A 22,310-nucleotide genomic window follows, 5' to 3' on the forward strand; every position below is an offset into this window, starting at 1 on the left:
CGCGGGCGGCGCGCTCGCGGTGGCGGGCGCAACGACGGGCGCGGGCGCGGCAGGTGCGGCCGCAGGTGCGGGGGGCGCGGCGGCGGTGGTCGAGAGGATCCTCGCCGCGCTGGACGAGCCACTGAACATCGCCGACGACGAACTCCGCATCCGAGCCAGCATCGGCCTGGCCGACGGCTGGGCCGACGCCGACGCGACCGAGCTGACCCGCCGCGCCGACGTGGCGATGTACCAGGCCAAGGCGGCCAAGTCGGGCTGGGCCCGGTTCGCCCCGGAGATGGACGCCCCGGCCGCCGACCAGGCCCGGCTGGCCGCGGGCCTGCGCGACGGCCTCGGCCGGGGCGACTTCCGGCTGCTCTACCAACCGATCGTGACGCTGCCGTCGCGGCGGATCGACGGCGTCGAGGCGCTGGTGCGCTGGCACGACCCGGAACGCGGGGTCATTCCGCCGGACCGCTTCATCCCGGTGGCCGAGCGGAGCGGCCTGATCGTCCCGCTGGGCCGGTGGATCCTGCGCGAAGCCTGCCGCCAGGCCGCCGCGTGGCGAAATGCCTACGGCACGGCGGCTCCGTCGCGCGTCTGCGTCAACGTGTCACCCCGGCAACTCGACGAGCCCGACTTCGTCGACGACGTGGTCGCGGCACTCACCGACTCCGGACTCCCGGCCGAATACCTGGTCGTCGAGGTCACCGAGACCGCGGTGTTCAACGGCGGGCTGGCGGTGTCGTCGCTGGTGGCCCTGCGTGCCCTCGGCGTGCGGGTCGCGCTCGACGACTTCGGCACCGGGCAGTCGTCGCTCGGGCTGCTGCTGACCTGCCCGGTGGACATCCTGAAGGTCGACAAGTCTTTCGTCGACGGGGTGACCGAGCCCGGCGACCGCGCGGTGATCGTCGAGTTCCTGGCCCAGGTCGCGCGGGGGTTGTCGCTGGACACGGTGGCCGAGGGGGTCGAATCCGTCGGCCAGGCGGAGAAGCTGCAGGAGCTCGGGTACCGGAAGGCCCAGGGGTACCTGTTCTCGCGTCCGGTGCCGGGCGACGAGCTGGCGGAGTCGTTTCGTCCCAGGCGTGCGGTAGCGTCCCTGCGGTGACTGTGGTTGTTCCGTGGGTGGGGCGCGTACTCGGTACCGAGGACGCGACGCCGTTGTCGTTCCACGTCGCCCTGCGCGACGACGCGTACCTGCAGCTCGACGACGTGGTGGTCACGGTGCGCGACGTGCCCGGCCTGGGGCCGGTGCTCACCGCCGGCGTCGTCACCCAGGTCATCGCCCGGCACGAGGGCGCCCAGTTCAGCTCGGACGTGTTCCTGATCGCCGACGGCGTGCTCCCGGCGCAGGTGCAGGAGGTCGCGGAGATCGCCACGACCCGCGTCGAGCCCGAGGTGTACGTCCCGCCGCGCCCGGGCGAGCCGGTGCGCCGGGCCACCGGCGAGGAGCGGGCGATCGCGCTGTACTTCGACCGGATGGAGCGCAAGGTCCCGGTCGGCCTCGGCCGCGACGGCACGCCGATCTACCTGAACCTCGACTTCCTCGACGGCACCCGCGGCGCGCACGTCTCGATCTCCGGCGTCTCCGGCGTCGCCACCAAGACGAGCTTCGCGCTGTTCCTGCTCTACTCGCTGTTCCAGTCCGGCGCGCTGGGCCGCCGCCGCATCAACACGAAGGCGCTGATCTTCAGCGTCAAGGGCGAGGACCTGCTGTTTCTCGACCACACCAACACCAAGCTCGACGAGACGCTGCGCGCCCAGTACGGAATCATGGGCCTGCCCGCCGAGCCGTTCGAGTCGACCGGCTTCTTCGCGCCCCCGCTGCCCGGCGACCTCACCGGCCGCGCCGACGTCCGCGAGCGCGCCACCGGCGTCAACGCGTTCTGGTGGACGCTGCACGAATTCTGCCGCGACGAGCTGTTGCCGTACATCTTCGCCGACGCCGAGGACGAGCGGAACCAGTACACGATGGTCGTGCACCAGGTCGCCGCGAGGCTGCGCTTCGACGCCGTGGCGTCCGGTTCCGACGGCGCGGTCACGATCGACGGGCGCGCCGTGCGCACCTACGACCAGCTCGTCGACCTCATCGTCGACAAGCTCAACGACGACAACACCCGCTCGGCCTGGGCCGGCCCGGTCACCGGCGCCGGCACCGTGAACGCGTTCCTCCGCCGCCTGCGCTCCTCGCTGCGCGCCCTGCGCCCGCTCATCCGCGGTGACCTGCCGGACACGCCGACCCGCCGCGTCTCCACCGAGAACCAGCAGCTCACGGTCGTCGACCTGCACAACCTGCCCGAGCGCGCCCAGCGCTTCGTCGTCGGCGTCGTGCTCGCCGCCGAGACTCGGCGCAAGGAAGAGGCCGGGGCCGGCGGCCTGCTGTTCACGATGCTCGACGAGCTCAACAAGTACGCGCCCCGCGAGGGCTCGTCGCCGATCAAGGAGGTGCTGCTCGACATCGCCGAACGCGGTCGCTCGCTCGGCATCATCCTGATCGGAGCGCAGCAGACCGCGAGCGAGGTCGAGCGCCGGATCATCTCGAACAGCTCGATCAAGGTGGTCGGCCGGCTCGACCCGGCCGAGGCCGGCCGGCCCGAGTACGGCTTCCTCCCGCCCGGCCAGCGCACCCGCGTGACGCTCGCCAAGCCGGGCACGATGTTCGTCGCCCAGCCGGAGATCCCGGTGCCGCTCGCGATCGAGTTCCCGTTCCCGGCCTGGGCCACGCGGTCCAGCGAGGCCGGGGACGTGCCGTCGGGCCGGCCACCGGCGTCGGTGAACCCGGTGACGGGCGAGATCGTCGGCGGCCGGGACCCGTTCAAACGCCTGCCGACCGCCCCCGCGGACGACGCCCCGTTCTAGTTCTACGCCTGCCGGGCCGAGGCCAGCGGCTTCCGGGACCGGCGCGTTGTCGGTGACGGCCGGGCCGTCCCGCCGCGCCGTGCGCGGTTGCGCGCCCACCCTCCGGTTTCTGGGGGTGTGCAACGAAAGACGCAGCCGCCCGCCCGGCCGTCGACGAGGAGAGTCGGCGCGCGCGGACGAGTTATCGGGGTCATTCGCGCCCTGAGAACCCCGACAACTCGTCAATCCGCGTCGGCAAGAACTACGCCAGCTGCCAGTCCTCGTACTCGAACCCCGGCGCCACCACACACGTCACCAAAACCGGCTCCACCCCCACCGGCCGAGCCGCCTGCCACTGCCCTCCCGGGACCAACCCCTGAAACTCCCCCTCCGGCCCCAGCAGAATGTCGCGCACGTCCGGCGCCCCCGGCGCCGACCCCACCGACAACACCAACGGCCCCCCGGACTGCCACACCCACAGCTCGTCCGAGCGAACCACGTGCCACCGCGACTCCTCCCCCGGTGCCAGCAGGAAGAAGATCCCCGTCGCGGCCGCCCGCACCCCCGGATATCCCGAAGGCGCGAACTCCACCGGCGACCGCCAGGTCTGCCGGAACCACCCACCCTCCGGGTGGGGTTCCAGGTCGAGTTTCTGCGCCAGCGCCGGTTTGCTCACCCGCCGAGCGTAGGTGGTCCGGGGTCGGTGTCGATCGGCTCGGTGGTGATCTCGATCGGCGCGCCCGACGGCGCGGTCACGGGCACGGCACCGACCCGGAGCATCCGCCGGTGGCGGAACAGCGAATAGCCGCCCGCGGCCGACACCGCGAACACCAGCGTCCCGAGCGCGGCCCAGAAGCTGAAGATCGCCACGTCGGCGAGCACCATGACACCCCAGAACGCACCGGAGACCATCCGGTGGGGACGCCGGTGACGGATCGGCATGCGAACACAGTTCCCCGCGCGCCCCGGCCCGACACCTCAGCGGGTGTCGTCGTCGCCGCGCTCGAGCTGGGCCAGGAACCGTTCGAGCTCGGCGCCGAGCTCCTCGCCGCTGGGCACGTTCTCGTCCAGCTCGCCGCCGAGCTCGGCCTGCTGCCGGTTCGCGACGAACGAGTCGTACTGCTCCTCCAGCGCCTTGACCACGCCGACGGCCTGCGGATCGTCCGCCAGCTGGGCGTCGATCTCGCGCAGGCGGGTGACCCCGGCCGCGTGCAGCGACCCGACCGGCAGCAGCAACCCGGTCTCCTCGGCCACCGCGTCCAACAACGCGGCTGAGGCCTGCGGGAACTCGACCGACGCGAGGTAGTGCGGCACGTGCGCCACGAACCCGATCGCGTCCTTCCCCGCCTCTCCGAGGCGGAGCTCCAGCAGCGCCGACGCGCTGCCCGGCACCCGCAGGTTGCCCCGCCAGACGTTCGGCCTGCGGACGAGATCCGGACGGGTCCCGTGCGTGGTCAGCGTCGTCGGCCGGGTGTGCGGGATCGTCATCGGCACCCCACCGAGCCCGACGACCATGCGGACGCCGAAGTGGTCGGCGAGCTGCCCGACGGCGGTCGTGAACCGCTCCCACATGACGTCCGGCTCGGGGCCGTTGAGCAGGAAGAACGGCGCACCGGTGGAGTCCTTGAGCTCGTGCAGCAGCAGCTGCGGCGGCGTGTAGGACTCGTAGTGGTCCTCGACGAACGTCATCGGGGGACGACGGGCGCGGTAGTCGTGCAGCAGGTCGATGTCGAACTTCGCGACGACCGTGCCCTCGAGCGTCTCGACCAGGTGGTTCGCCGCGATCTGGGCGACCGATCCGGCGTCGAGGAACCCGTCCAAGGCGTGCAACAGGACCGGGGAGGAGTCGGGCGAGAGCTCCCGGTCGCCGACGATCTCGTACAGCTCCGCGGGGTCCGGCATGACGGCGACCTCTCCAGACAGCGTGCACATCGCCAGACGGTGCCTGGCGAGGGAGCCCCCATAGGCTCACCCCGTGCAAGTCGGCGGAGCGCGTCGGCATTCCGCCGGGGGCGTGGGGGCACCCTCTCCTACGGTACCGGCACCCTACTGGGTCAGCGGGTCCTCACCTCGCGCGATCGCCTCGGCGAACGGGCGGGCGAACTCCTCGTTCAGCTCCACCCCCCGCGCCTCCTCCTCGACCAGGACGGTCTCCAGCGCGGTCTCGACCGGGGCGCCGGCCGCCTGCTCGTACGCGGCGGCGATACCGTCCTCGACCGTCTCGGCGAGCTCGACCGCGTCCACCGCGTCGGACTGGCCGACGTTGTCCGACACGACCTCGGGATTGTCAGTAACAGCCGACACGAAAGCCTCCTCGGGTCACTCCGGCTACGCGGGGTGTCGTACCCAGGGAGGAGACGAAGTAAGCGCCGGGAGGGCCGTACCGCCGGAGCGGCACGGCCCTGAACCCGTCCCTCAGCCCTTCTCGCCCTCGCTGCCGATGAGACGGCTCAGCGCCTCGACCGCATCCTCGCTGGACGACGCCGCTTCCTGATTCGCGGCGCGCAGCTCGAGAAACACTTCTTCCCGGTGTACCGGCACACTGCGGGGCGCCCGTATCCCGAGCCGGACCACATCCCCCCGGACTTCGAGCACGGTGATGACAACGTCATCACCGACCATCACGCTCTCACCGGGCCGACGGGTCAGCACGAGCACGGGCAGTATCCCCCCTCGAGGACGAGTAACCCGCAGCGTAGCCGAGTGACGGGCTAGGCGAGGGGAGCCCGGACCGGCAGGTTGCTCCCGGTCAGCACGCACTGTGCTGCCCGCATCGTCATCGGGTCGACGACGATCGGAGCCATCAGGTTCGCCGTCGAGTCCCGCGGTGTGTCACCGGCCGTGACGATCAGCAGCACGAGCAGCTGGCTCGGGTCCTTGGTCCCGAGCGCGGCGATCGTCTCGTCGTCGATCTCCGGCTCGTACTGCGGGAAGAACTGATGCGGAGCGATCGTGATGAACCGCAGCTCCGGATCGTCGACCGACCGCAGTGAGTTCAGCAGACCGACCTCGTCCAGCCGGACCAGGACGAAGCTCGTCATCCCCGGGAAGCCCGGCATCGGCGTGACGAACTCGATCGTCGGCAGGTCGCCGGCGGCAGCCGCCTTCGCCTCCGCGTTCTGCGCGGAAGCCTCGAGGGACATGTCGGTTGCCATGTCAGAGGGCGACTTCGCGGACTTGGTTTTTGCGGACATGTACTCCTCCTGAGTTGTTCGACAGCTTCTTCGCGGGGAGGGTCCTCATAAGCTCCCTCTGGGCTGATCGGTTGGGTTTCGGGTTCGGCATGTCGCCGTCTGTGGTCCGGTCTTCTACCGGAGGAAATCCATCAGGGAGGGCTGGATGACCTTGGCGGTCGCGCCGAGTGCGGCCTGGTAGGCGGTCTGCTGCAAGGTCATGTCCGTGATGGTCTTGGGCAGGTCGATGTCCTCGACCTCGGTCAGCTGGCCCTGGAGCTCGAGCTGCCGGTCGTTGGCCGTCTGCTGCATCGCGTCGATCCGGTTCGACCGGGCGCCGACGCTGGCCTGCGTGGTCCGGATCGTGTTCATCGCGCCGTCGAGACGGTCCAGGTCGTCGCTCAGCTTCGACGGGTCGTTCTTCATGTGGTCGGAGATGTCGGAGAGCACCTTGAAGATCTGGTTGTCGCCGGTGCCGAAGACCTCTTCGCCGTTGGTGTCGACCCGGAGCTTCGTGCCCTCGGCGACCGTCCGGTTCACCGAGCCGCTGTCACCGAGGTAGTTGCCGGCCTTGTCGTAGGCGGCCGACCCGTCGGTGGTGCCGCCGAACACCGGGCGGTCGACGTACTTGGTGTTGGCCAGCCCGATCATCGCGTCGCGGATCTGGTCGACCTCGGCCGCGATCGCTCCGCGCGCGGTGTCCGAGCCGCCGGCGCCGGCCGACATGCCCTGGAGCATCAGGTCGCGGGCGCGCTGGGCGTTGTCGTTGACCGAGCCCAGCGTCGAGTCGATCGTGTTGAGCCAGTTCTTGCCGTCCGAGGCGTTGCGCGAGTACTGCTCCTGCGTCCGCATGTCGCTGCGCAGCAGCATCGCGGTCATCGTGCCGGTCGGCGAATCGGACGGCTTCGAGATCAGCTTTCCGCTGGTCAGCTGGTTCTCGGTCTGGCTCAGCCGAGCCTGGTTCGACTGCAGCCCGCGCATCGCGTTGTGCGAGAGCGAGCGTTCGGTGACGCGGATGACCACGGCTGCTGTCCTTACCGGCCGGTGCTGTTGATCAGCGTGTTCAGCGTCTGGTCGACGGTGTTCATCAACTTCGCGGCGGCCTCGTACGCGCGCTGGTACGTGAGCAGGTTCGACATCTCCTCGTCGAGGCTCACGCCGGACGTGGCCTCGTGGGAGCTGTCCAGGTCGGCGGTGATCGTGGACTGGGTGTCGGCCTTGAGCGTCGCGCTCTTCGCGGTGACGCCGAGGTCGGCGACGAGCTGCCGGTAGCTCACGTCCGGGCCGGAGCCCGAGGTGGCGAGGTCGCCCAGCGCGTCCGCGTTGCCGCCGTCGAGCCGGCCGTTCGCGTTGTCGGACGCCGCGACCTTGCTCGGGTCGGTGATCGCGACCTGGATCGACCCGGCGTCGGTGCCGGTGAAGAACGGGCCGCCGGGGTCGCCGTTCTTGTCGAAGCCGGCCGTGTGGATGCCGTTGACGGTCGAGATCATCTTCGTCGCGACGTCGTCCAGCGACTTCGCGTACTTCGGCACCACCGAGTTCAGCGTCTCCAGCGACGACCCCAGTTCGCCGGACGTCACGATCGCCGGCTGTCCGTTGTCGGTGAAGCTCATCGAGACCGGGTTGGCGGCCTGGTCGGAGAGCGTGTTCGCGCCGTTGACCTGCATCGTCCGGGCGGCGGTGCCGCTGACCAGCGTCGAGCCGAACAGCGAGACGTCGACCGCGCCGTTGTCGCGGACCGTCGCGGTGGCACCGGCCAGGTCGGCGAGCTTGAGGACGAGCGCGTCGCGCCGGTCGGCCAGCTCGTTGGCCGGCAGGCCGCCGATCTTCGCCTGCATGAGGCCCTTGTTCAGGCTCGCGACCTCGGCCGCGGTCGTGTTGATGTCGTCGACCTGGGACTTCGCCGCCGACCGGGCCGAGCTGAAGATCGTCCCGAGCGTCGTGCTGGCACCGTTCAGCGACGTCGACACCGCGCTGGCCTGCTGCAGCACCGCCGTCCGGGTGGCGTCGTCGCCGGGGTTGTTGGCCAGGTCCTGGAACGACGACCACATCGTCGACATGCGTTCCTGCAGCCCGGTGTCGCTGGGCTCCTTGAAGACGTTCTGGATGCTGTCGTAGGTCGCGTTCTGCCCCGACAGGTACGAGTTGTGAGCGTGCTCGGTGCGCACCCGGGCCTCGAGCAGTTCGTCCCGCACCCGGGAGACGTCGCCGACGTTGACGCCGGTGCCCACCGGGTCCTGCTTGGCCCAGATCGTCGGGACGTTGGAGACGCCTTCGACCGACGTCATCTCGGTGCGCTGCCGGCTGTAGCCCTCGGTGTTGACGTTCGCGATGTTCTGCCCGGAGACGTCGAGGCCCTGGCGCTGGGCGCGCAGCGAGCTGAGCGCGGTGGAGATTCCGGAGAACGTACTGGACATGGCTACATCGCCTCATCGACGAGTCGGGGTCGTACCCCCGCGGTCACGGTGCCGCCCCGCGGGCCGTAGGTCTCCACGGCGCCGCCGACGGTGAGCAGGGTCTCCCGGACCGCGCGGTGGCCGGAGGTGAGCAGGTCGCGGTTGGCGTCAGCAAGGGCGGTGATCTCCGCGGTCAGGGTGAGGAAGGCCTTGCGGTGCTCGCCGAACAGCTTTCCCCAGGGGTCCGGGGCGGCCTCGGACAGTGCGGAGAGGCTCGGGTTCGGCGGGAGCCCCAGCAGAGCGGCGACCACCTCGACCTCGGCGGCACGCAGTACTTCGACCTGACGGATCTGTTCCAGCACCAGCTCGACCTCGCGGGTAGCGTGAGCGAGCCAGCGAGTGCGGGCCGAGGCCAGGACCAGCTGCTCCTCTTCGAGCTTGAAGAGCAGCAGTTCGAGCATCTCCCGTCCGCGCCAGAGGATGTTCGACAGATCCGCAAAAGCCACGGGTCGACCCTTCTCTGCTCCGGCGGAGCACCGGAACGGCACCCCTTGCTGCTCCCACCGTCGGCAGGGCCGCTAACGGCCTGAGAGGTTTCTTTCCGCCCAAGAACATCCGTTTTGCAACTTTAGTTGCAATCGCGGCAAATAGTGTTTTTGATGGTTGACGGGGTTACACCCTGCAACTGGGGGAGAGTTCGTCAACGACGCGAAAGGGCCATTCCTGTGCGCCTAACCGCTGACTCCGTGGTGACACCGGGACCGGTGAACGACCGGCAGGTCGAGGACCTGGTCCGCGAGCATCTGCCGCTCGTCGGTCACCTCGTCCGCGAGATGCTGGGCCGCGTTCCCGCGCACGTCAACCGTGACGACCTCACCTCGGCCGGCCTCGCTGCGCTCGCCGCGGCGGCCAAGACCTACGACCCGTCCCGGGGTACGCCGTTCGGGTCGTTCGCCACCGTCCGGATCCGCGGTGCGCTCCTCGACGAACTGCGCGGCCTCGACTGGGCCAGCCGGTCCGTCCGCCACCGCGCGCGCAAGATCGAGACCGCCACGGCCGAGCTGACCGCTCAGCTCGGCCGTACGCCCACCGACACCGAGCTCGCCGAGACGCTCGGCGTCGCGGTGGCTGAGCTCCATTCGGCGGCCGACGACGTCCAGCGCGCCGTCGTGCTCTCGCTGCAGGGGTTCGCGGCCGGGACGGCCGAGGACCTGGTGCCCGACCGCACCCAGGGACCCGAGGAGCTGCTGCTCCACCGGGAGAAGATCGGCTACCTGCACCAGGCCATCTCGGCGCTGCCCGAGCGGCTGCGCGCGGTCGTCGAATCGTACTTCCTCGACGAGCGTCCGATGGCCGTGATCGCGGCCGAGCTCGGCGTCACCGAGTCGCGGGTCTCGCAGCTGCGGGCCGAGGCGCTGACCCTGCTGCGCGACGGGATCAACTCCCAGCTCGACCCGGACCAGGTCGCCGGGGCCGACCGGCCCGAGGGCTGCGTCGCCCGCCGGCGCGCCGCCTACTACGCCGACGTCGCCACCCGGGGCGATCTGCGCACCCGTCTGTCCCACACCACACCCCTGGGAACACCCACCAGGGCGGCCGGTTGAGACTGGCGGTATGACCTCGTACCCGCCCGATGGGCACGTACATACGCAGTTCAGCTGGGATGCACCGTTCGGCAACATGGAGCGCACCTGCGCCCGGGCGGTCGAGCTCGGGTTACCGTCGATCGCCTTCACCGAGCACGCCGACTTCGGCCGGACGATCCTCGTCGACAGCGACCCCACCCACCTCCCGGGCTGGCTGGCCGCGCACACCGACGAGCACGGGGTCGTCACTCCCCCGGACCTCGCGGTCGAGAACTACCTGGCCGAGGTCGCCCGCTGCCGGGAGCTGTTCCCCGGGCTGCGCATCCTGACCGGCGTCGAGCTCTCCGAGCCGCACTGGCACGCGCGTCGCACGGCCGACCTGATCGACCTCGGCGGCTTCGACCGGATCCTCGGCTCGGTGCACAACCTGCGTCACGTCGACGACCGGACCCAGGAGGTCCGCGAGTACGACAGCGGCGACGCCTACCGGGTGCTGGCCACCGAGACCGTGATTCGAAGCTATCTGGCCGAGGTCGAGAAGCTCGCCACCGGGTCGGACGCCTTCGGAGTGCTGGCCCACATCGACTTCCCGGTGCGGTACTGGCCGTCCGGCGCGGCTCCGTTCGACCCGGCGACGTTCGAGGAGGAGTACCGCGTCGCGCTGCGGGCGCTGGCCCGCTCCGGCCGGGCGCTGGAGGTGAACACCCGGGTTCCGCTCGACCCGGTGATCGTGCGCTGGTGGTACCAGGAGGGCGGCGAGACGCTGACGTTCGGGAGCGACGCCCACCGCCCGGACGATCTCGCCAACGGGCTCCGGGAGGCGGCGGCGATGGTGGAGACGATCGGTTTCCGCCCCGGCGCCCACCCGTACGACCTCTGGCGGCGCTGAAAGTTCTGGGCGAAACAACTCAGGCGCCCGCCCACCCGGGCGATGACTTCATTGATCGGCCCATGGACGGGCCGGCATGAAGGACTTATTCGTCCAGGAGGAACACCGAAATGTCGCTTCGCATCAACACCAACGTCTCGGCCGCGAACGCCTACCGCAACCTGTCGGTCAACGACAAGTCGGTGTCGGGCTCGATGGAGAAGTTGTCCTCCGGTCTGCGCATCAACCGCGCCGCGGACGACGCGGCCGGCCTCTCGGTCAGTGAGGGCCTGAAGTCGCAGATCGGTGGCCTCACGGTCGCGGCCCGCAACGCGCAGGACGGCGTCAACGTCGCCCAGACCGCGGACGGCGCGCTCGGCGAGACCTCGTCGATCCTGCAGCGCATGCGTGACCTGTCGGTGCAGGCCGCGAACTCCGGTTCGCAGGACTCGGACGCCAAGGCCGCGGCCAACACCGAGTTCGGGGCCCTGAACAAGGAACTCGACCGGATCGTGCAGTCGACCAAGTTCGGTAGCCAGTCGCTGCTCGACGGCAGCTACAACGGCGCGTTCCAGGTCGACTCGGCCTCGAAGAACACGAACGCCGGTGCGCAGATCAACGTCGACCTGAGCACCGCCACGCTGACCGCCGGCGGCAACATCACCGGGCTGGACTCGAACGGCCTGGGCACCGCGTCGCTGGACCTCACCTCGGACCCGAGCGCGGCGATCGACCAGCTCGACAAGGCGATCAAGGGTGTCTCCAGCGCCCGGTCCCAGATCGGTGCCGTGCAGAACCGGTTCGAGCACACGATCAACAACGTCAACGTCGCGATCGAGAACCTGAGCGCGTCGAAGTCGAGCATCACCGACACCGACATGGCCCAGGAAATGGTCAAGTTCTCGAAGAACCAGATCCTGACCCAGGCCGGTACCTCGATGCTGGCGCAGGCGAACCAGAGCGGCCAGGGCGTCCTGAAGCTCCTCGGCTGACCCTGACTCCCGAGTAACAGGGGGCGGTGCGCACCGCGCACCGCCCCCTGTTCGTAATTAGGCCCCACCAAGGGGGAACCCCACATGACCACCAGCATCGGAGGCCTCGCCAGCGGCCTCGACACCACGACGCTGATCAACTCCCTGATCCAGGCCGAGTCCGCGCCGCAGACCGCGTTGAAGACGAAGGTCTCGGACTACACGACCAGCAACTCGGCCTACCAGACGATCAACGGCAAGATGAAGTCGCTGCTCACCGCGGCGCAGGACCTCACCAGGTACGACGCGTTCAAGGTCGCGAAGGCCACCTCGACCTCGACCGACGTCGTCGCCACGGCGAGCACCGGCGCCCAGACCGGCGACATGACGTTCTCGGTGACGAAGCTCGCGAACGCCCACCGGGTCACCGCCGCGTTCGCCTCCACCGACACCGCCGCGGTCACCGACGGCAGCAGCTTCAACCTGACCGTCGGCACCGGCGACGACGCGAAACAGACGTCGATCTCGCTCGGCGACGAGCCCAACACCCCGCAGGGTGTGGCGAACGCGATCAACAACGCGAAGCTCGGGGTCCGCGCCTCGGTCGTGACGACCGACTCCGGCCCGGTCCTGCAGCTGGCTTCGACGAAGTCCGGCGCGGCGAACGCGTTCACGCTCGACGGGCTGACGTCCGACCCGAAGGTGATGACCGCCGGCGCCGACGCCGAGCTCACCGTCGGCGACCCGGCCGCCGGTGGCTTCAAGGTCACCAGCAGCAGCAACACGTTCACCGGGGTCATGCCCGGCGTGACGATCACCGCCAACAAGCTCGCGAGCGACGTCACCGTCGGCGTGAACAGCGACACCGACGCGATGGCGACCAAGATGCAGGCGCTGGTCGACGCGGCGAACGGCGCGCTCGCGCAGATCAGCTCGGCGGCGGCGTCGGGCGTGTCGTCCACGCCCGGGTCGAAGGCGACCGGTGGGCCGCTGGCCGGCGACTACACGGTCCGGCAGCTCTCCAGCCAGATGCTCAGCGCGGTCAGCACCGGCCAGTCCGGGTTCGGCAGCTTCAAGCAGCTGGGCATCGAGCTGACCCGGGACGGCAAGCTCCAGTTCAACAAGGACAACTTCGTCAAGGCCTACAACGACGACCCGGCGAAGATCCAGGACGCGGTGTCCAACGGGTTGGCCAAGACCCTCGAGTCGGTCAGCAAGAGCGCTACCGACGTGGTCAGCGGCACGCTCACCCAGAAGATCCAGAGCGGCACGACGATGATCTCCCGCTTGAACCAGGAGATCTCCGACTGGGACGTCAAGCTGGCCGACCGCCGGTCCGCGCTGCAGCGGCAGTTCACCGCGATGGAGACCGCCCTGAACAACGTCAAGAGCCAGTCGAACTGGCTGAGCAGCCAGACCGCCGCCGCCAACTCGAGCAGTAGCTGATTGGGGTAGCCCGGAATGACGAACCCGCTGCGTGCCCGCTACCTGGCCGACAGCATCACCACGGCGTCGCCGGCCCGCCTGCTCGTGATGCTCTACGACCGCCTCGTGCTCGACATCAGCCAGGGCGCGGACGCGATCCGCGAGGGGCGGCGGATGGTCGCGTCGGAGAAGCTGATCCACGCCCAGGACATCATCGCCGAGCTCCTGGGCACGCTCGACCTGGACGCCTGGGAGGGCGCGGCGAACGTCGCCGCGCTCTACCGCTGGATGCTCTCGGAGCTCGTCGGCGCGAACATCCAGCAGGACGCGGCCCGCGCCGACGCGTGCCGCGAGCTGGCCACCGAGCTCCGGGACGCCTGGCGGGAAGCGGCGATGACCGCCGGCGCGGCCGGGTCCTGACCATGGACGAATGGCGGTCGGCCTGGACGACGGCCCTCGACGACCTCGAGGCCGACGTCACGCGCATCGAGGAACTGCTGCGCACCGACCAGTTCCACCGGGACACCCCGACGATCGACCCGTGGACACCGCCCGAGGGTCTCGGGCCGTTCCCGCTCGACCTGCGGCCCCGCGCCGACCGCATCCTGGCCAGGCAACTCGCCGCGGCCGAGGGGGTGGCGCGGGCGATGGCGGTCAACCGCAAGCAGGCCGCGCTCACGAACCGCATCGAGCTCTTCGACAGCGGCGCGGCCCGGCCGTCGTACCTCGACCAGGCCATCTAACCGAATTGCTCAGGAACTGCTCCCCAGAGCCGTAGGGGGAAATGTGTTCGACTCGGTGACTACCTCGGTGCTCAAGACCGCGATGGACGGTCTGGCGATGCGCCAGCGCGTCACGGCCGACAACGTCGCGAACATCAACACCCCGCAGTTCCTGGCCGGGCGCGTCGAGTTCGAGGACGCCCTGCGGCAGGCGGTGGACGCCGGCAACGGCTTCGACGGCGAGACGAAGGCCCGGATCAGCCAGGCCGCACTGGCCGACCAGGCGTCCCAGCCGACGATGGCCCGCTCGCTCGAGCCGACCCGCACCGACGGCAACAACGTGAACCTCGATCACGAGGTCATCAGCAACATCGATACCCAGCTGCGCTACCAGCTGATGATCCGCGCGATGGACGACCAGTTCGGCGCCCTGCGCACCGTCGCCGGTAGCGCCGGCTGAGGGGGTCACCCATGACGCTCTTTCCCGCGATCGGGATCTCCGGCACCGGTGTCACCGTGCACCGCAAGTGGCTGGACGCGATCTCCGACAACCTCGCGAACATCAACGACGTCCGGCCCACGAGCGGCGAGGCGTACCGGGCCAAGTCGGTGATCGCCCAGGCCGTCGACTACGGCGACGGCAACAGCGGCGTGCAGGTCGGCGGGATCGTCGAGGGCAACCCCGAGGGCCGGCTCGTCTACGCGCCGGACAACCCGCAGGCCGACGCCGAGGGGTACGTCCGGATGCCGGACATCGACCTGGGCGACCAGATGGGCCAGCTCCTGATGGCCCAGCGCGGCTACCAGGCCAACCTGGCCGTGATCGACCGGGCCAAGGACTCCTACCAGCAGGCCATTCAACTCGGGAAGGGCTGATAGATGTCGAGCCCCATCTCCGCGATCGGTTCGCTCTCCGCCGCCGGGCTGTCGGCCGGCGGCATCGGCGCCTCCGACCCCGTCGCCCCGTCCGTCGTCTCGGCCCTGTCGGTCAGCGGCGTCGGCGGGAACGCGTCCACGTCGTTGGACGCGGCCAGCAACAACGGCGAGACGACCGAGAGCGCGAATAACTTCGCCGCGACGCTCGCCGACAGCCTGCAGGACCTGCAGGCGATGCAGGCCAAGAAGGACGACCTGGCGGTCAAGGCCGCCACCGGCAACCTCAACGACGTGCACGACTACACGATCGCGGCGACCGAGGCCCAGCTGGCGACCCAGCTGACGGTCGCGGTCCGGGACAAGGCCGTGGCCGCGTTCCAAGAGATCATGCGGATGCAGTGAGTTAGGCAGCCTCGATGGTCGACCGCGTCAAACGCGCACTCCGCCGCGGAGTAGACGGCTTCAAGTCGTTCTCCGGGGGGCAGAAAGCGGTGATCATCATCGCGATTCTGGCGCTGGCCATCGGTGGCTACTTCTTCGCGTCGTGGGCGTCCAAACCCACGATGGCTCCGCTGTTCAGCAACCTGTCGGCGACCGACGCGTCGGCGATCGTCGAGAAGCTCGGCGCCGCGAACGTGAACTACACGCTGGCCGACGGCGGCGCCACGATCATGGTGCCCCAGGACCAGGTCTACGACCTGCGGCTGCAGATGGCCGGGCAGGGCCTGCCGGCCGGTGAGGACACCGGCTACTCGCTGCTCGACAAACAGGGCGTCACGACGTCGGAGTTCATGCAGCACGTGAGCTATCAACGCGCGCTCGAGGGCGAGCTCGCGAAGACGATCCAGTCGATCGACGGCGTCGAGGCGGCGACCGTCCATCTGGCGTTGCCGCAGAAGGACGTGTTCGCCGACGACGCGCAGAAGCCCACCGCGTCGGTGCTGGTCAAGACCGCGGCCGGCAAGGACCTCACCGACAACCAGGTGCAGGCGATCATCAACCTGGTCTCATCCAGCGTCGAGGGCATGGACGCCTCGGACGTCACGCTGGCCGGCGCGGACGGCTCGGTGCTGGCCAAGGGCGGCGAGACGACGACCGCGTCCGGCGGGGACTCGAGCAGCAAGCAGACCGAGTCCTTCGAGGACGACATGCAGGACTCCATCCGGGAGATGCTCGAGCAGGTCGTCGGCAAGGGCCACGCGGCGGTCACCGTGACCGCGGACCTCGACTACGACAACACCCAGACCAAGACCCAGACCTACAACTCGGACGCCAACACGCAGCCGCTGGCCGAGTCGCAGAAGACCGAGACGTTCACCGGCAACGGCGCCGCGACCGGTGGCGTCCTCGGGCCGGACAACATCCAGGTCCCGAGCGGCACCGGCAACGGCAACAACAACTACGAGAACAGCCAGACGACGAAGAACAACGCGGTGAACTCGGTGACCGAGACCCGCCAGTCGGCGCCGGGCGCGATCCGCAAGATGGGCATCGCGGTGCTGCTCGACTCGAACGTCGCCGCGTCGGCGAACACCGCGAAGATCCAGACCCTGGTGCAGTCCGCGGCGGCGCTCGACAGCACCCGCGGCGACAGTTTGGCGGTCACCTCGTTGCCGTTCGACCAGTCCGCGGCGAAGGCGGCGGCCAAGGAGCTGGCCGCGTCCCAGGCCGCCACGAAGCAGGCCGAGCTCATGTCGACGGTGAAGAGCGGGGCCGCGATCGGCCTGATCGCGCTGCTCATGCTGATCGCCGCGTTCGTTAGCCGGCGCAACCGCAAGAAGCAGTCCCGCACGATGCTGACCCCGGCCGAGCGGCTGCAGCTGGAGGAGATGCAGGCCGCGCTGGAACGCGAGCGGGCCCGGGAACTCGAGGCGGCGACCGCGACCCCGGCGGCGATCGAGGCCGGTCCGCAGCGCACCGGACCCGACAAGGCCACCCGGCAGAAGGAGATCGCCGACATGGTCGAGAAGCAGCCCGAGGAGGTGGCACAGCTACTGCGCACGTGGCTCGGTGACCGGCGAGAGGTGTCCCGCTGATGGCCGACGACCTGACCGGGCTGCGCAAGACCGCGATCCTGCTGGTCCAGATGGGCAAGGACGCGTCGTCGAAGATCCTGGCCCAGATGCGGGAGAACGAGATCGAGGAGCTGACCGCCGAGATCGCCCGGCTCGGTCAGATCGAGACCGAGACCGCCGACGACGTGCTGTTCGAGTTCCACGACCTGGCCACCGCGAACAAGTACGCCGGTCAGGGCGGTCTCGACTACGCCCGGGACCTGCTCGAGGCCTCGGTCGGCGCCGAGCGGGCCGCCGACCTGATCGGCCGGCTCTCCAAGAGCATCGCCGACGTCCCGTTCAACTTCCTGCAGCGGGCCGAGGCCCGCCAGCTGCTCTCGTTCCTCCAGGACGAGCACCCGCAGACGATCGCGCTGGTGCTGGCCCACATGACGGCCACGCAGGCGTCCGGGTTGCTGTCCGGGCTCGCGCCGGCCTTGCAGGCCGACGTCGCCAACCGCATCGCGGTCATGGACCGGACGTCCCCGGACACGATCCGTCAGGTCGAGGAGACGCTGGAGCGCAAGCTCTCCTCGGTGCTGCAACCCACCGAGATGTCGACGGTCGGGGGCCTGCAGCCGCTGGTCGAGATCATCAACCGGGCCGACCGCGGCACCGAGAAGATGATCCTCGAGGGGCTGGAGTCGCTCAATCCGGAGCTGGCCGAAGAGGTCCGGTCGAAGATGTTCATGTTCGAGGACATCATCGGGCTGGAGGACCGCTCGATCCAGCTGGTGCTGCGGCAGGTGGAGTCGGCCGACCTGGCCACCGCGCTCAAGGGCGTCACCGAGCCGGTCCGGGACAAGATCATGCGCAACCTGTCCGGGCGGGCGTCGGAGAACCTCGCGGACGAGATCGAGATGCTCGGCCCGGTCCGGTTGCGGCAGGTCGAGGAGGCGCAGGCGAAGGTCGTCCAGAACATCCGGGCGCTCGAAGCCTCCGGCCAGATCACGATCCAGCGAGGAGACGACGATGAGTTCGTCGCCTGACCCGACGTCGGCCGGAGTATTGCGGGGCGCGGCCGCGGAGAGCGCGGTGAGCGCCGCGTTCGACACGAACCTCGGGAAGGCGGGCGCGCGGATCCCGCGCGCCCCCAGCGTCGACGCCGAGCTGACCGCGGCCAAGGAGGCCGCCAAGGCGGCCGGGTACGCGGCCGGCTGGGCCGAGGGCCGGCGGGCCGCCAAGCGGGAGGCCGAGGCGGCCCGGGCCGCGGCCGACGCCGAGACCCTCCGGTTCCAGCAGGCCCGGCAGGCCGCGCTGCAGCGCGCGCTGCAGACGGTCGCCGGGGCGGCGGCCGCGCTCGAGCAGCGCGCCGTTCCGGCCGCGATCGAGATCGAGGACGAGTTGGTCAGCGCCGCGTTCGTGCTGGCCGAGGCCGTGCTGGGCCGGGAGCTGGCGCTGGCCGACTCCCCCGGCCGGGACGCGGTCGCGCGGGCGCTGGAGCTGGTGCCGGTCGGGCGGCCGGTGCTGGTGCGGATCAACCCGGCCGACTACGCGGCGCTGACCGCCGAGGCCGACCACGAGGGCCCGCTGGTGATCGACGGGCGCACGGTGACGCTGGAGCCCGACGCGTCGCTGGCCAGCGGCGACGCGATCGCCGAGAGCGACGCCACGGTCGTCGACGCCCGCCTGTCGGCGGCGCTGCTGCGGGTCGGCGAAGCGCTGGGGATGGTGGACGCCTCGGATCAGCCGTGGTGAGCCGGCTGTTGCAGCACCGGTTGACGCCGGCCATGCGCGCGGCCCGGCCGGAGGTCACCGGGCGGGTCGACTCGGTGCTGGGGCTGTCGGTCGCGGTGGTGGGCGTGCCCGGGCGGGTCGGCGACCTGGTCCGGATCGGTGGCGTCGGTGGCCTGGCCGGCATCCGGAGCGGCCCTGGAGTCGCCGACTCGACCACGGTCGCGGCCGAGGTCGTCGCGCTCGACGGCGCCCGGCTCTCCTGCCTGCCGCTGGGGCCGCTCGGCGGGGTCGGGGCCGGCGACCGGGCGGTCAACACCGGCGCCCCGCTGCAGATCCAGGTCGGCGAATCGCTGCGCGGCCGCGTCCTGGACGGGCTGGGCCGTCCGATGGACAACGGGCCGCCGCTGTCGAACTGCGAGTGGGTCTCGGTCGAGGGCGAACCGCCGTCGGCGATGGAGCGCGGGCTGATCCGCTACCCGCTGCCGCTCGGCGTCCGGGCGATGGACACGCTGATCCCGTGCGGCCGGGGCCAGCGCATCGGGATCTTCGCGGGCTCCGGCGTCGGCAAGTCCAGCCTGATGTCGATGATCACCCGCGGCACGGAAGCGGAGATCACGGTCGTCGCGCTGATCGGCGAACGCGGCCGCGAGGTGCGCGAGTTCCTCGAGCACGACCTGGGCCCGGAGGGCATGGCCCGAGCCGTCGTGGTGGTGGCGACCTCGGACACTCCCCCGCTGGTCCGGCTGCGGGCCGGCTTCGTCGCGACCCGGATCGCCGAGTGGTACCGCGACCGCGGCAAGAACGTCCTGCTGATGATGGACAGCCTCACCCGGACCGCGATGGCCCAGCGCGAGGTCGGCCTCTCGGCCGGCGAGCCGCCGGCCACGCGCGGCTACCCGCCGTCGGTGTTCGCGCTGCTCCCCCGGCTGCTGGAGCGGGCCGGGCCGGGTTCGGCGGGGACGATCACCGGCCTCTACACGGTGCTCGTCGAGGGCGACGACCAGAACGAGCCGATCGCCGACACCGCGCGGTCGATCCTCGACGGGCACGTCGTGCTCGACCGCAAGCTGGCCACGACCGGCCACTTCCCGGCGATCGACGTCCTCGAGTCGGTGTCGCGGGTCTCGGGCGCGATCACGACCCGGGAGCAGAAAGCGATGGCGTCGGAGTTGCGCCGGTTGATGGCCGCGTACCGGGACGTCCGCGAACTGCTGGAGATCGGCGCGTACGTGCCCGGCACCAACCCGGACGCCGACCGGGCCCGCGAGCTCTGGCCGGCGATCAACGCATTCCTCCGGCAGAGCCTGGGCGACCCGTACCCGGCCGGGGCGGCCTGGGACGCGATGGCCCAGTTGCTCCACGGCGGCGGCTGATGGCGAAGAAGAAGTTTCGGCTGGCGACCGTGCTGCGCGCCCGGCAGGCCAAGGAGGACGCGGTCCGCGGCGAGGTGCTGGCGGCCCGGGCGGCGCTGCGCGAGGCCGAGCTCGAGGCCGAACGGGCCGGGGAGACGCTCCGCGGGCGCCAGTTGCCGGCCGAGGCGGTGGCCCGCTCGTACGTCGCCGCGATCTCGGCCCGGCAGGCGCTGGCCGGTGAGCTGTCCGCGGCCCACCGGGTCACCGAGGCCGCCCAGGAGGCGGTCGCGGCCAAGCTGCGCGAGTACACCGAGGCGTCCGCGGCCCGGCGCGCGGTGGAGAAGCTCAAGGAGCGGCACGCGGCCGAGCGCGCGGCCGCCGAGCTCGCCGAGGACCAGCAACTCGTCGATGAACTCGCCACAACCCGAAGGTCTCGCGGCAAACCGCCGATGGAGAGTGAACAGGAGTAGTTCGGGTGCCTGTGGGGGGCAGCAGCGTTGACCGGATTGGCCGAGGTCGGTGCGCGCATGCTGGCGATCCAGAGCCAGATCGCGCAGACGGCCACGCGCTTCGGGGCGGGCGTCGGTCCGTCCGGGTTCGCGGGTGCGCTGCAGGCGGCCCAGGAGGACGATTCCCCGGCAGTCTCGACGTCCTCGACGTCCTGGGCGACCTCGACGTCGTCGGGGACCTCGGCGGGCGCCGGATCGGGCGGGAGCACGGCCGAGCGGGTCGGTAACGCGCTCACGCCGGACGGCCCGACCGGTGCCGACGTCGTCGCCGACGCCCGCAAGTACCTCGGGATCCCGTACGTGTTCGGCGGCACCGATCCCCGCCTCGGACTCGACTGCTCGGGACTCGTCCAGAAGGTCTTCAAGGACGTCGGGATCGACCTGCCGCGGCTGGTCCGAGACCAGCGGCACGCGGGCACCGCGGTGCCGTCGATGAAGCAGGCCAAGCCGGGTGACCTGCTGGTCTTCGACGGGTACGAGCACATCGGCATCTACGTCGGCAACGGCCGGATGCTGCACGCGCCGGAGCCGGGCGAGAACGTGAAGATCGGGCCGGTCTACGAGACCCCGACCTCGATCCGGCGGGTCGTGCCGGCCGAACACCTGCAGAGCTCGGCGCTGTCCGCGGCCGACGGACTGCTGCGCAGCGCCGCGCTGCGCGGCCACGGGGCCGGTGGAGCCGGTTCGGCGATGCCGTCCACCGTGCCGGCGTCCGTGCCGTTCGCGAACCTGTTCGTCGCCGCGGGCACCCGGCACGGCGTCTCGCCGGCGCTGCTGGCCGCGGTGGCGAAGATCGAGTCCAGCTACGACGCCGGCGCGGTGAGCCCGGCGGGTGCCCGGGGACTCATGCAGATCATGCCGAGCACCGCCCGTGAGCTGGGCGTCGACCCGCTCGACCCGACCGAGGCGGTGGACGGAGCCGCCCGGCTACTCCGGCGGCACCTGAACGAGTTCGGGTCGCTGCCACTCGCCCTCGCCGCTTACAACGCGGGCGGGGGCGCGGTCCGCCGCTACGACGGCATCCCGCCGTACGCGGAGACCCAGGCCTACGTCGTCAAGGTGCAGAACGCCCTGCGCGCGCTCGGAAAGGACGCACGATGAGCATCGGCCCCCTTCCTCCGTCAGCCAACACGATGGCGCTGGTCGCCGCGCAGAACAGCGCTCCGGCGCGTCCCGCGGGCGAGATGGGCACCGACAACGGCGGGCGCAGACAGCGTGAGCAGGACGAGGAGTTCGTGTCCGCGCTGCAGGCCGCGTCCGGCAGCAAGGGCACCGAGGACGCGACGGTCTCCGAGCGTGGCGGCACCGATCGGACCCGGGAGAAGAAGGACGCCGGGAAGAAGGACGAGGAAGACTCCAACCGCCGTGCGGTGATCGCCGGGTCCACCTGGCACACGACGATGACCGGCATGCCGGCCCCGGACGCCGCCGGGTCGCTGGCGCTCCCGGCCGCGCTGATGGCGCACGGGCAGCTCGCGGTCGGTACCGGTACCGGCGGTGACATCCAGGCCGACGCGGCGCCGGTGGCCGTCGCCGGGATCGGGGTCGTGAGTGAGGCGGCCGGGGCGCCGGGCGGTGGTCCGGTGCTGAACGCGGCCGGGGTGCCGATCGGGTTGGCCGCGGCGGGTGCGCAGGGCTTCACCGTGGTGCCGGCGTCCGACGCGCGGCACGCGGTCGAGGCGGCGATGACCGCGAACGCGAACGGGGCCGCGGCGGCGGCGGCGTTCGTCGGTGAGGGTGGTGGGGTGGCCGGTGTGCGGCCGCCTGCGCTGGCTGGTGCCGGCACGGCCGGACCGGGTGCGGCCGTGCCGGGCACCGCCGGAGGGCCGAGTGGGCCCGGCGGGCCCGGCGGGCCCGGGGCTCTTGGCGGGGTCGGCGGATCGG

At 70.8% G+C, this 22,310-nt stretch carries 26 protein-coding genes and 1 pseudogene; 18 read left to right on the forward strand and 9 right to left on the reverse strand.

Annotated elements, in window-relative coordinates:
• The coding region (locus FL583_RS38730; RefSeq protein WP_142709906.1) for a putative bifunctional diguanylate cyclase/phosphodiesterase at positions 1-1,087 on the forward strand (1,087 nt) is incomplete at its 5' end.
• Positions 1,084-2,838, forward strand: a complete 1,755-nt coding sequence (locus tag FL583_RS38735) for an ATP-binding protein (RefSeq protein ID WP_142709907.1) — start codon at positions 1,084-1,086, stop codon at positions 2,836-2,838. The genes FL583_RS38730 and FL583_RS38735, both read left to right, overlap by 4 nt.
• Positions 2,839-3,079: 241 nt before the next feature.
• Here the strand turns inward: FL583_RS38735 and FL583_RS38740 are convergent, their stop codons facing one another.
• The 9 genes from FL583_RS38740 to flgN all read right to left on the reverse strand — a co-directional run bounded on the left by FL583_RS38740 (position 3,080) and on the right by flgN (position 8,847).
• The gene (locus FL583_RS38740) at positions 3,080-3,493 is read right to left on the reverse strand and encodes a cupin domain-containing protein (RefSeq protein ID WP_142709908.1); all 414 of its coding nucleotides are present in this window, start codon (positions 3,491-3,493) and stop codon (positions 3,080-3,082) included.
• Positions 3,490-3,759, reverse strand: coding sequence for a hypothetical protein (locus FL583_RS38745; RefSeq protein WP_142709909.1), 270 nt, complete (start codon positions 3,757-3,759; stop codon positions 3,490-3,492). The genes FL583_RS38740 and FL583_RS38745 overlap by 4 nt, the downstream gene beginning before the upstream one ends.
• 36 nt (positions 3,760-3,795) lie before the next feature.
• Positions 3,796-4,719, reverse strand: a complete 924-nt coding sequence (locus tag FL583_RS38750; RefSeq protein ID WP_142709910.1) for a PAC2 family protein — start codon at positions 4,717-4,719, stop codon at positions 3,796-3,798.
• A gap of 144 nt (positions 4,720-4,863) precedes the next feature.
• Complete coding sequence (locus FL583_RS38755; protein ID WP_142709911.1) at positions 4,864-5,121, reverse strand: hypothetical protein; 258 nt, start codon at positions 5,119-5,121, stop codon at positions 4,864-4,866.
• Between the two features lie 111 nt (positions 5,122-5,232).
• Positions 5,233-5,475 carry a carbon storage regulator CsrA gene (csrA, locus tag FL583_RS38760; protein ID WP_142709912.1) on the reverse strand — a complete coding sequence of 81 codons (243 nt, stop codon included), beginning with the start codon at positions 5,473-5,475 and terminating at the stop codon, positions 5,233-5,235.
• 53 nt (positions 5,476-5,528) lie between these two features.
• Positions 5,529-5,960 (reverse strand): flagellar assembly protein FliW, encoded by a 432-nt coding sequence (gene fliW / locus FL583_RS38765; protein WP_142709930.1) that lies wholly within the window; start codon positions 5,958-5,960, stop codon positions 5,529-5,531.
• Positions 5,961-6,125: 165 nt separating this feature from the next.
• Complete coding sequence (flgL, locus tag FL583_RS38770) at positions 6,126-7,013, reverse strand: flagellar hook-associated protein FlgL (RefSeq protein ID WP_142709913.1); 888 nt, start codon at positions 7,011-7,013, stop codon at positions 6,126-6,128.
• A gap of 11 nt (positions 7,014-7,024) precedes the next feature.
• Positions 7,025-8,407: a flagellar hook-associated protein FlgK gene (gene flgK / locus FL583_RS38775; protein WP_142709914.1), complete on the reverse strand. Its 1,383-nt coding sequence runs from the start codon at positions 8,405-8,407 to the stop codon at positions 7,025-7,027.
• A gap of 2 nt (positions 8,408-8,409) precedes the next feature.
• Positions 8,410-8,847: a flagellar export chaperone FlgN gene (flgN, locus tag FL583_RS38780; RefSeq protein ID WP_420843241.1), complete on the reverse strand. Its 438-nt coding sequence runs from the start codon at positions 8,845-8,847 to the stop codon at positions 8,410-8,412.
• Between the two features lie 303 nt (positions 8,848-9,150).
• Between flgN and FL583_RS38785 the strand changes: the two genes are divergently transcribed.
• The 16 genes and pseudogenes from FL583_RS38785 to FL583_RS38860 all read left to right on the forward strand — a co-directional run.
• Complete coding sequence (locus FL583_RS38785; protein ID WP_205752843.1) at positions 9,151-9,990, forward strand: sigma-70 family RNA polymerase sigma factor; 840 nt, start codon at positions 9,151-9,153, stop codon at positions 9,988-9,990.
• Positions 9,991-10,000: 10 nt separating this feature from the next.
• Positions 10,001-10,861 carry a PHP domain-containing protein gene (locus FL583_RS38790; protein WP_142709917.1) on the forward strand — a complete coding sequence of 287 codons (861 nt, stop codon included), beginning with the start codon at positions 10,001-10,003 and terminating at the stop codon, positions 10,859-10,861.
• A 110-nt stretch (positions 10,862-10,971) separates the two neighbouring features.
• Complete coding sequence (locus FL583_RS38795) at positions 10,972-11,832, forward strand: flagellin N-terminal helical domain-containing protein (protein WP_142709918.1); 861 nt, start codon at positions 10,972-10,974, stop codon at positions 11,830-11,832.
• An 84-nt stretch (positions 11,833-11,916) separates the two neighbouring features.
• Positions 11,917-13,257 carry a flagellar filament capping protein FliD gene (gene fliD, locus FL583_RS38800; protein WP_142709919.1) on the forward strand — a complete coding sequence of 447 codons (1,341 nt, stop codon included), beginning with the start codon at positions 11,917-11,919 and terminating at the stop codon, positions 13,255-13,257.
• Between the two features lie 15 nt (positions 13,258-13,272).
• Positions 13,273-13,656 (forward strand): flagellar export chaperone FliS, encoded by a 384-nt coding sequence (fliS, locus tag FL583_RS38805; RefSeq protein WP_142709920.1) that lies wholly within the window; start codon positions 13,273-13,275, stop codon positions 13,654-13,656.
• Positions 13,657-13,658: 2 nt separating this feature from the next.
• Positions 13,659-13,979, forward strand: a complete 321-nt coding sequence (locus FL583_RS38810) for a hypothetical protein (protein WP_142709921.1) — start codon at positions 13,659-13,661, stop codon at positions 13,977-13,979.
• Positions 13,980-14,022: 43 nt separating this feature from the next.
• Positions 14,023-14,418, forward strand: coding sequence for a flagellar basal body rod protein FlgB (flgB, locus tag FL583_RS38815; protein ID WP_142709922.1), 396 nt, complete (start codon positions 14,023-14,025; stop codon positions 14,416-14,418).
• 11 nt (positions 14,419-14,429) lie between these two features.
• Positions 14,430-14,834, forward strand: a complete 405-nt coding sequence (flgC, locus tag FL583_RS38820; protein ID WP_142709923.1) for a flagellar basal body rod protein FlgC — start codon at positions 14,430-14,432, stop codon at positions 14,832-14,834.
• A 3-nt stretch (positions 14,835-14,837) separates the two neighbouring features.
• Positions 14,838-15,236: a flagellar hook-basal body complex protein FliE gene (fliE, locus tag FL583_RS38825; RefSeq protein WP_142709924.1), complete on the forward strand. Its 399-nt coding sequence runs from the start codon at positions 14,838-14,840 to the stop codon at positions 15,234-15,236.
• Between the two features lie 14 nt (positions 15,237-15,250).
• A complete protein-coding gene (gene fliF / locus FL583_RS38830) occupies positions 15,251-16,870 on the forward strand; it encodes a flagellar basal-body MS-ring/collar protein FliF (RefSeq protein WP_142709925.1) in 1,620 nt (539 codons plus the stop codon).
• Positions 16,870-17,877 (forward strand): flagellar motor switch protein FliG, encoded by a 1,008-nt coding sequence (gene fliG, locus FL583_RS38835; protein ID WP_142709926.1) that lies wholly within the window; start codon positions 16,870-16,872, stop codon positions 17,875-17,877. Before fliF ends, fliG begins: the two co-directional genes overlap by 1 nt.
• A complete protein-coding gene (locus tag FL583_RS38840) occupies positions 17,861-18,586 on the forward strand; it encodes a FliH/SctL family protein (RefSeq protein ID WP_142709927.1) in 726 nt (241 codons plus the stop codon). The genes fliG and FL583_RS38840 overlap by 17 nt, the downstream gene beginning before the upstream one ends.
• Positions 18,583-19,938 (forward strand): FliI/YscN family ATPase, encoded by a 1,356-nt coding sequence (locus FL583_RS38845; protein WP_276611682.1) that lies wholly within the window; start codon positions 18,583-18,585, stop codon positions 19,936-19,938. Before FL583_RS38840 ends, FL583_RS38845 begins: the two co-directional genes overlap by 4 nt.
• Positions 19,938-20,387: a flagellar FliJ family protein gene (locus FL583_RS38850; protein ID WP_142709928.1), complete on the forward strand. Its 450-nt coding sequence runs from the start codon at positions 19,938-19,940 to the stop codon at positions 20,385-20,387. The genes FL583_RS38845 and FL583_RS38850 overlap by 1 nt, the downstream gene beginning before the upstream one ends.
• A gap of 57 nt (positions 20,388-20,444) precedes the next feature.
• Entirely contained in the window at positions 20,445-21,527 is a 1,083-nt protein-coding gene (locus FL583_RS38855) for a transglycosylase SLT domain-containing protein (RefSeq protein WP_142709929.1), read from the forward strand.
• Positions 21,524-22,310 (forward strand): annotated as a pseudogene (locus FL583_RS38860) (hypothetical protein); the annotation flags it as partial. The gene FL583_RS38855 and the pseudogene FL583_RS38860, both read left to right, overlap by 4 nt.

This window comes from Cryptosporangium phraense (assembly GCF_006912135.1).
GTDB classification, from domain to species: domain Bacteria; phylum Actinomycetota; class Actinomycetes; order Mycobacteriales; family Cryptosporangiaceae; genus Cryptosporangium; species Cryptosporangium phraense.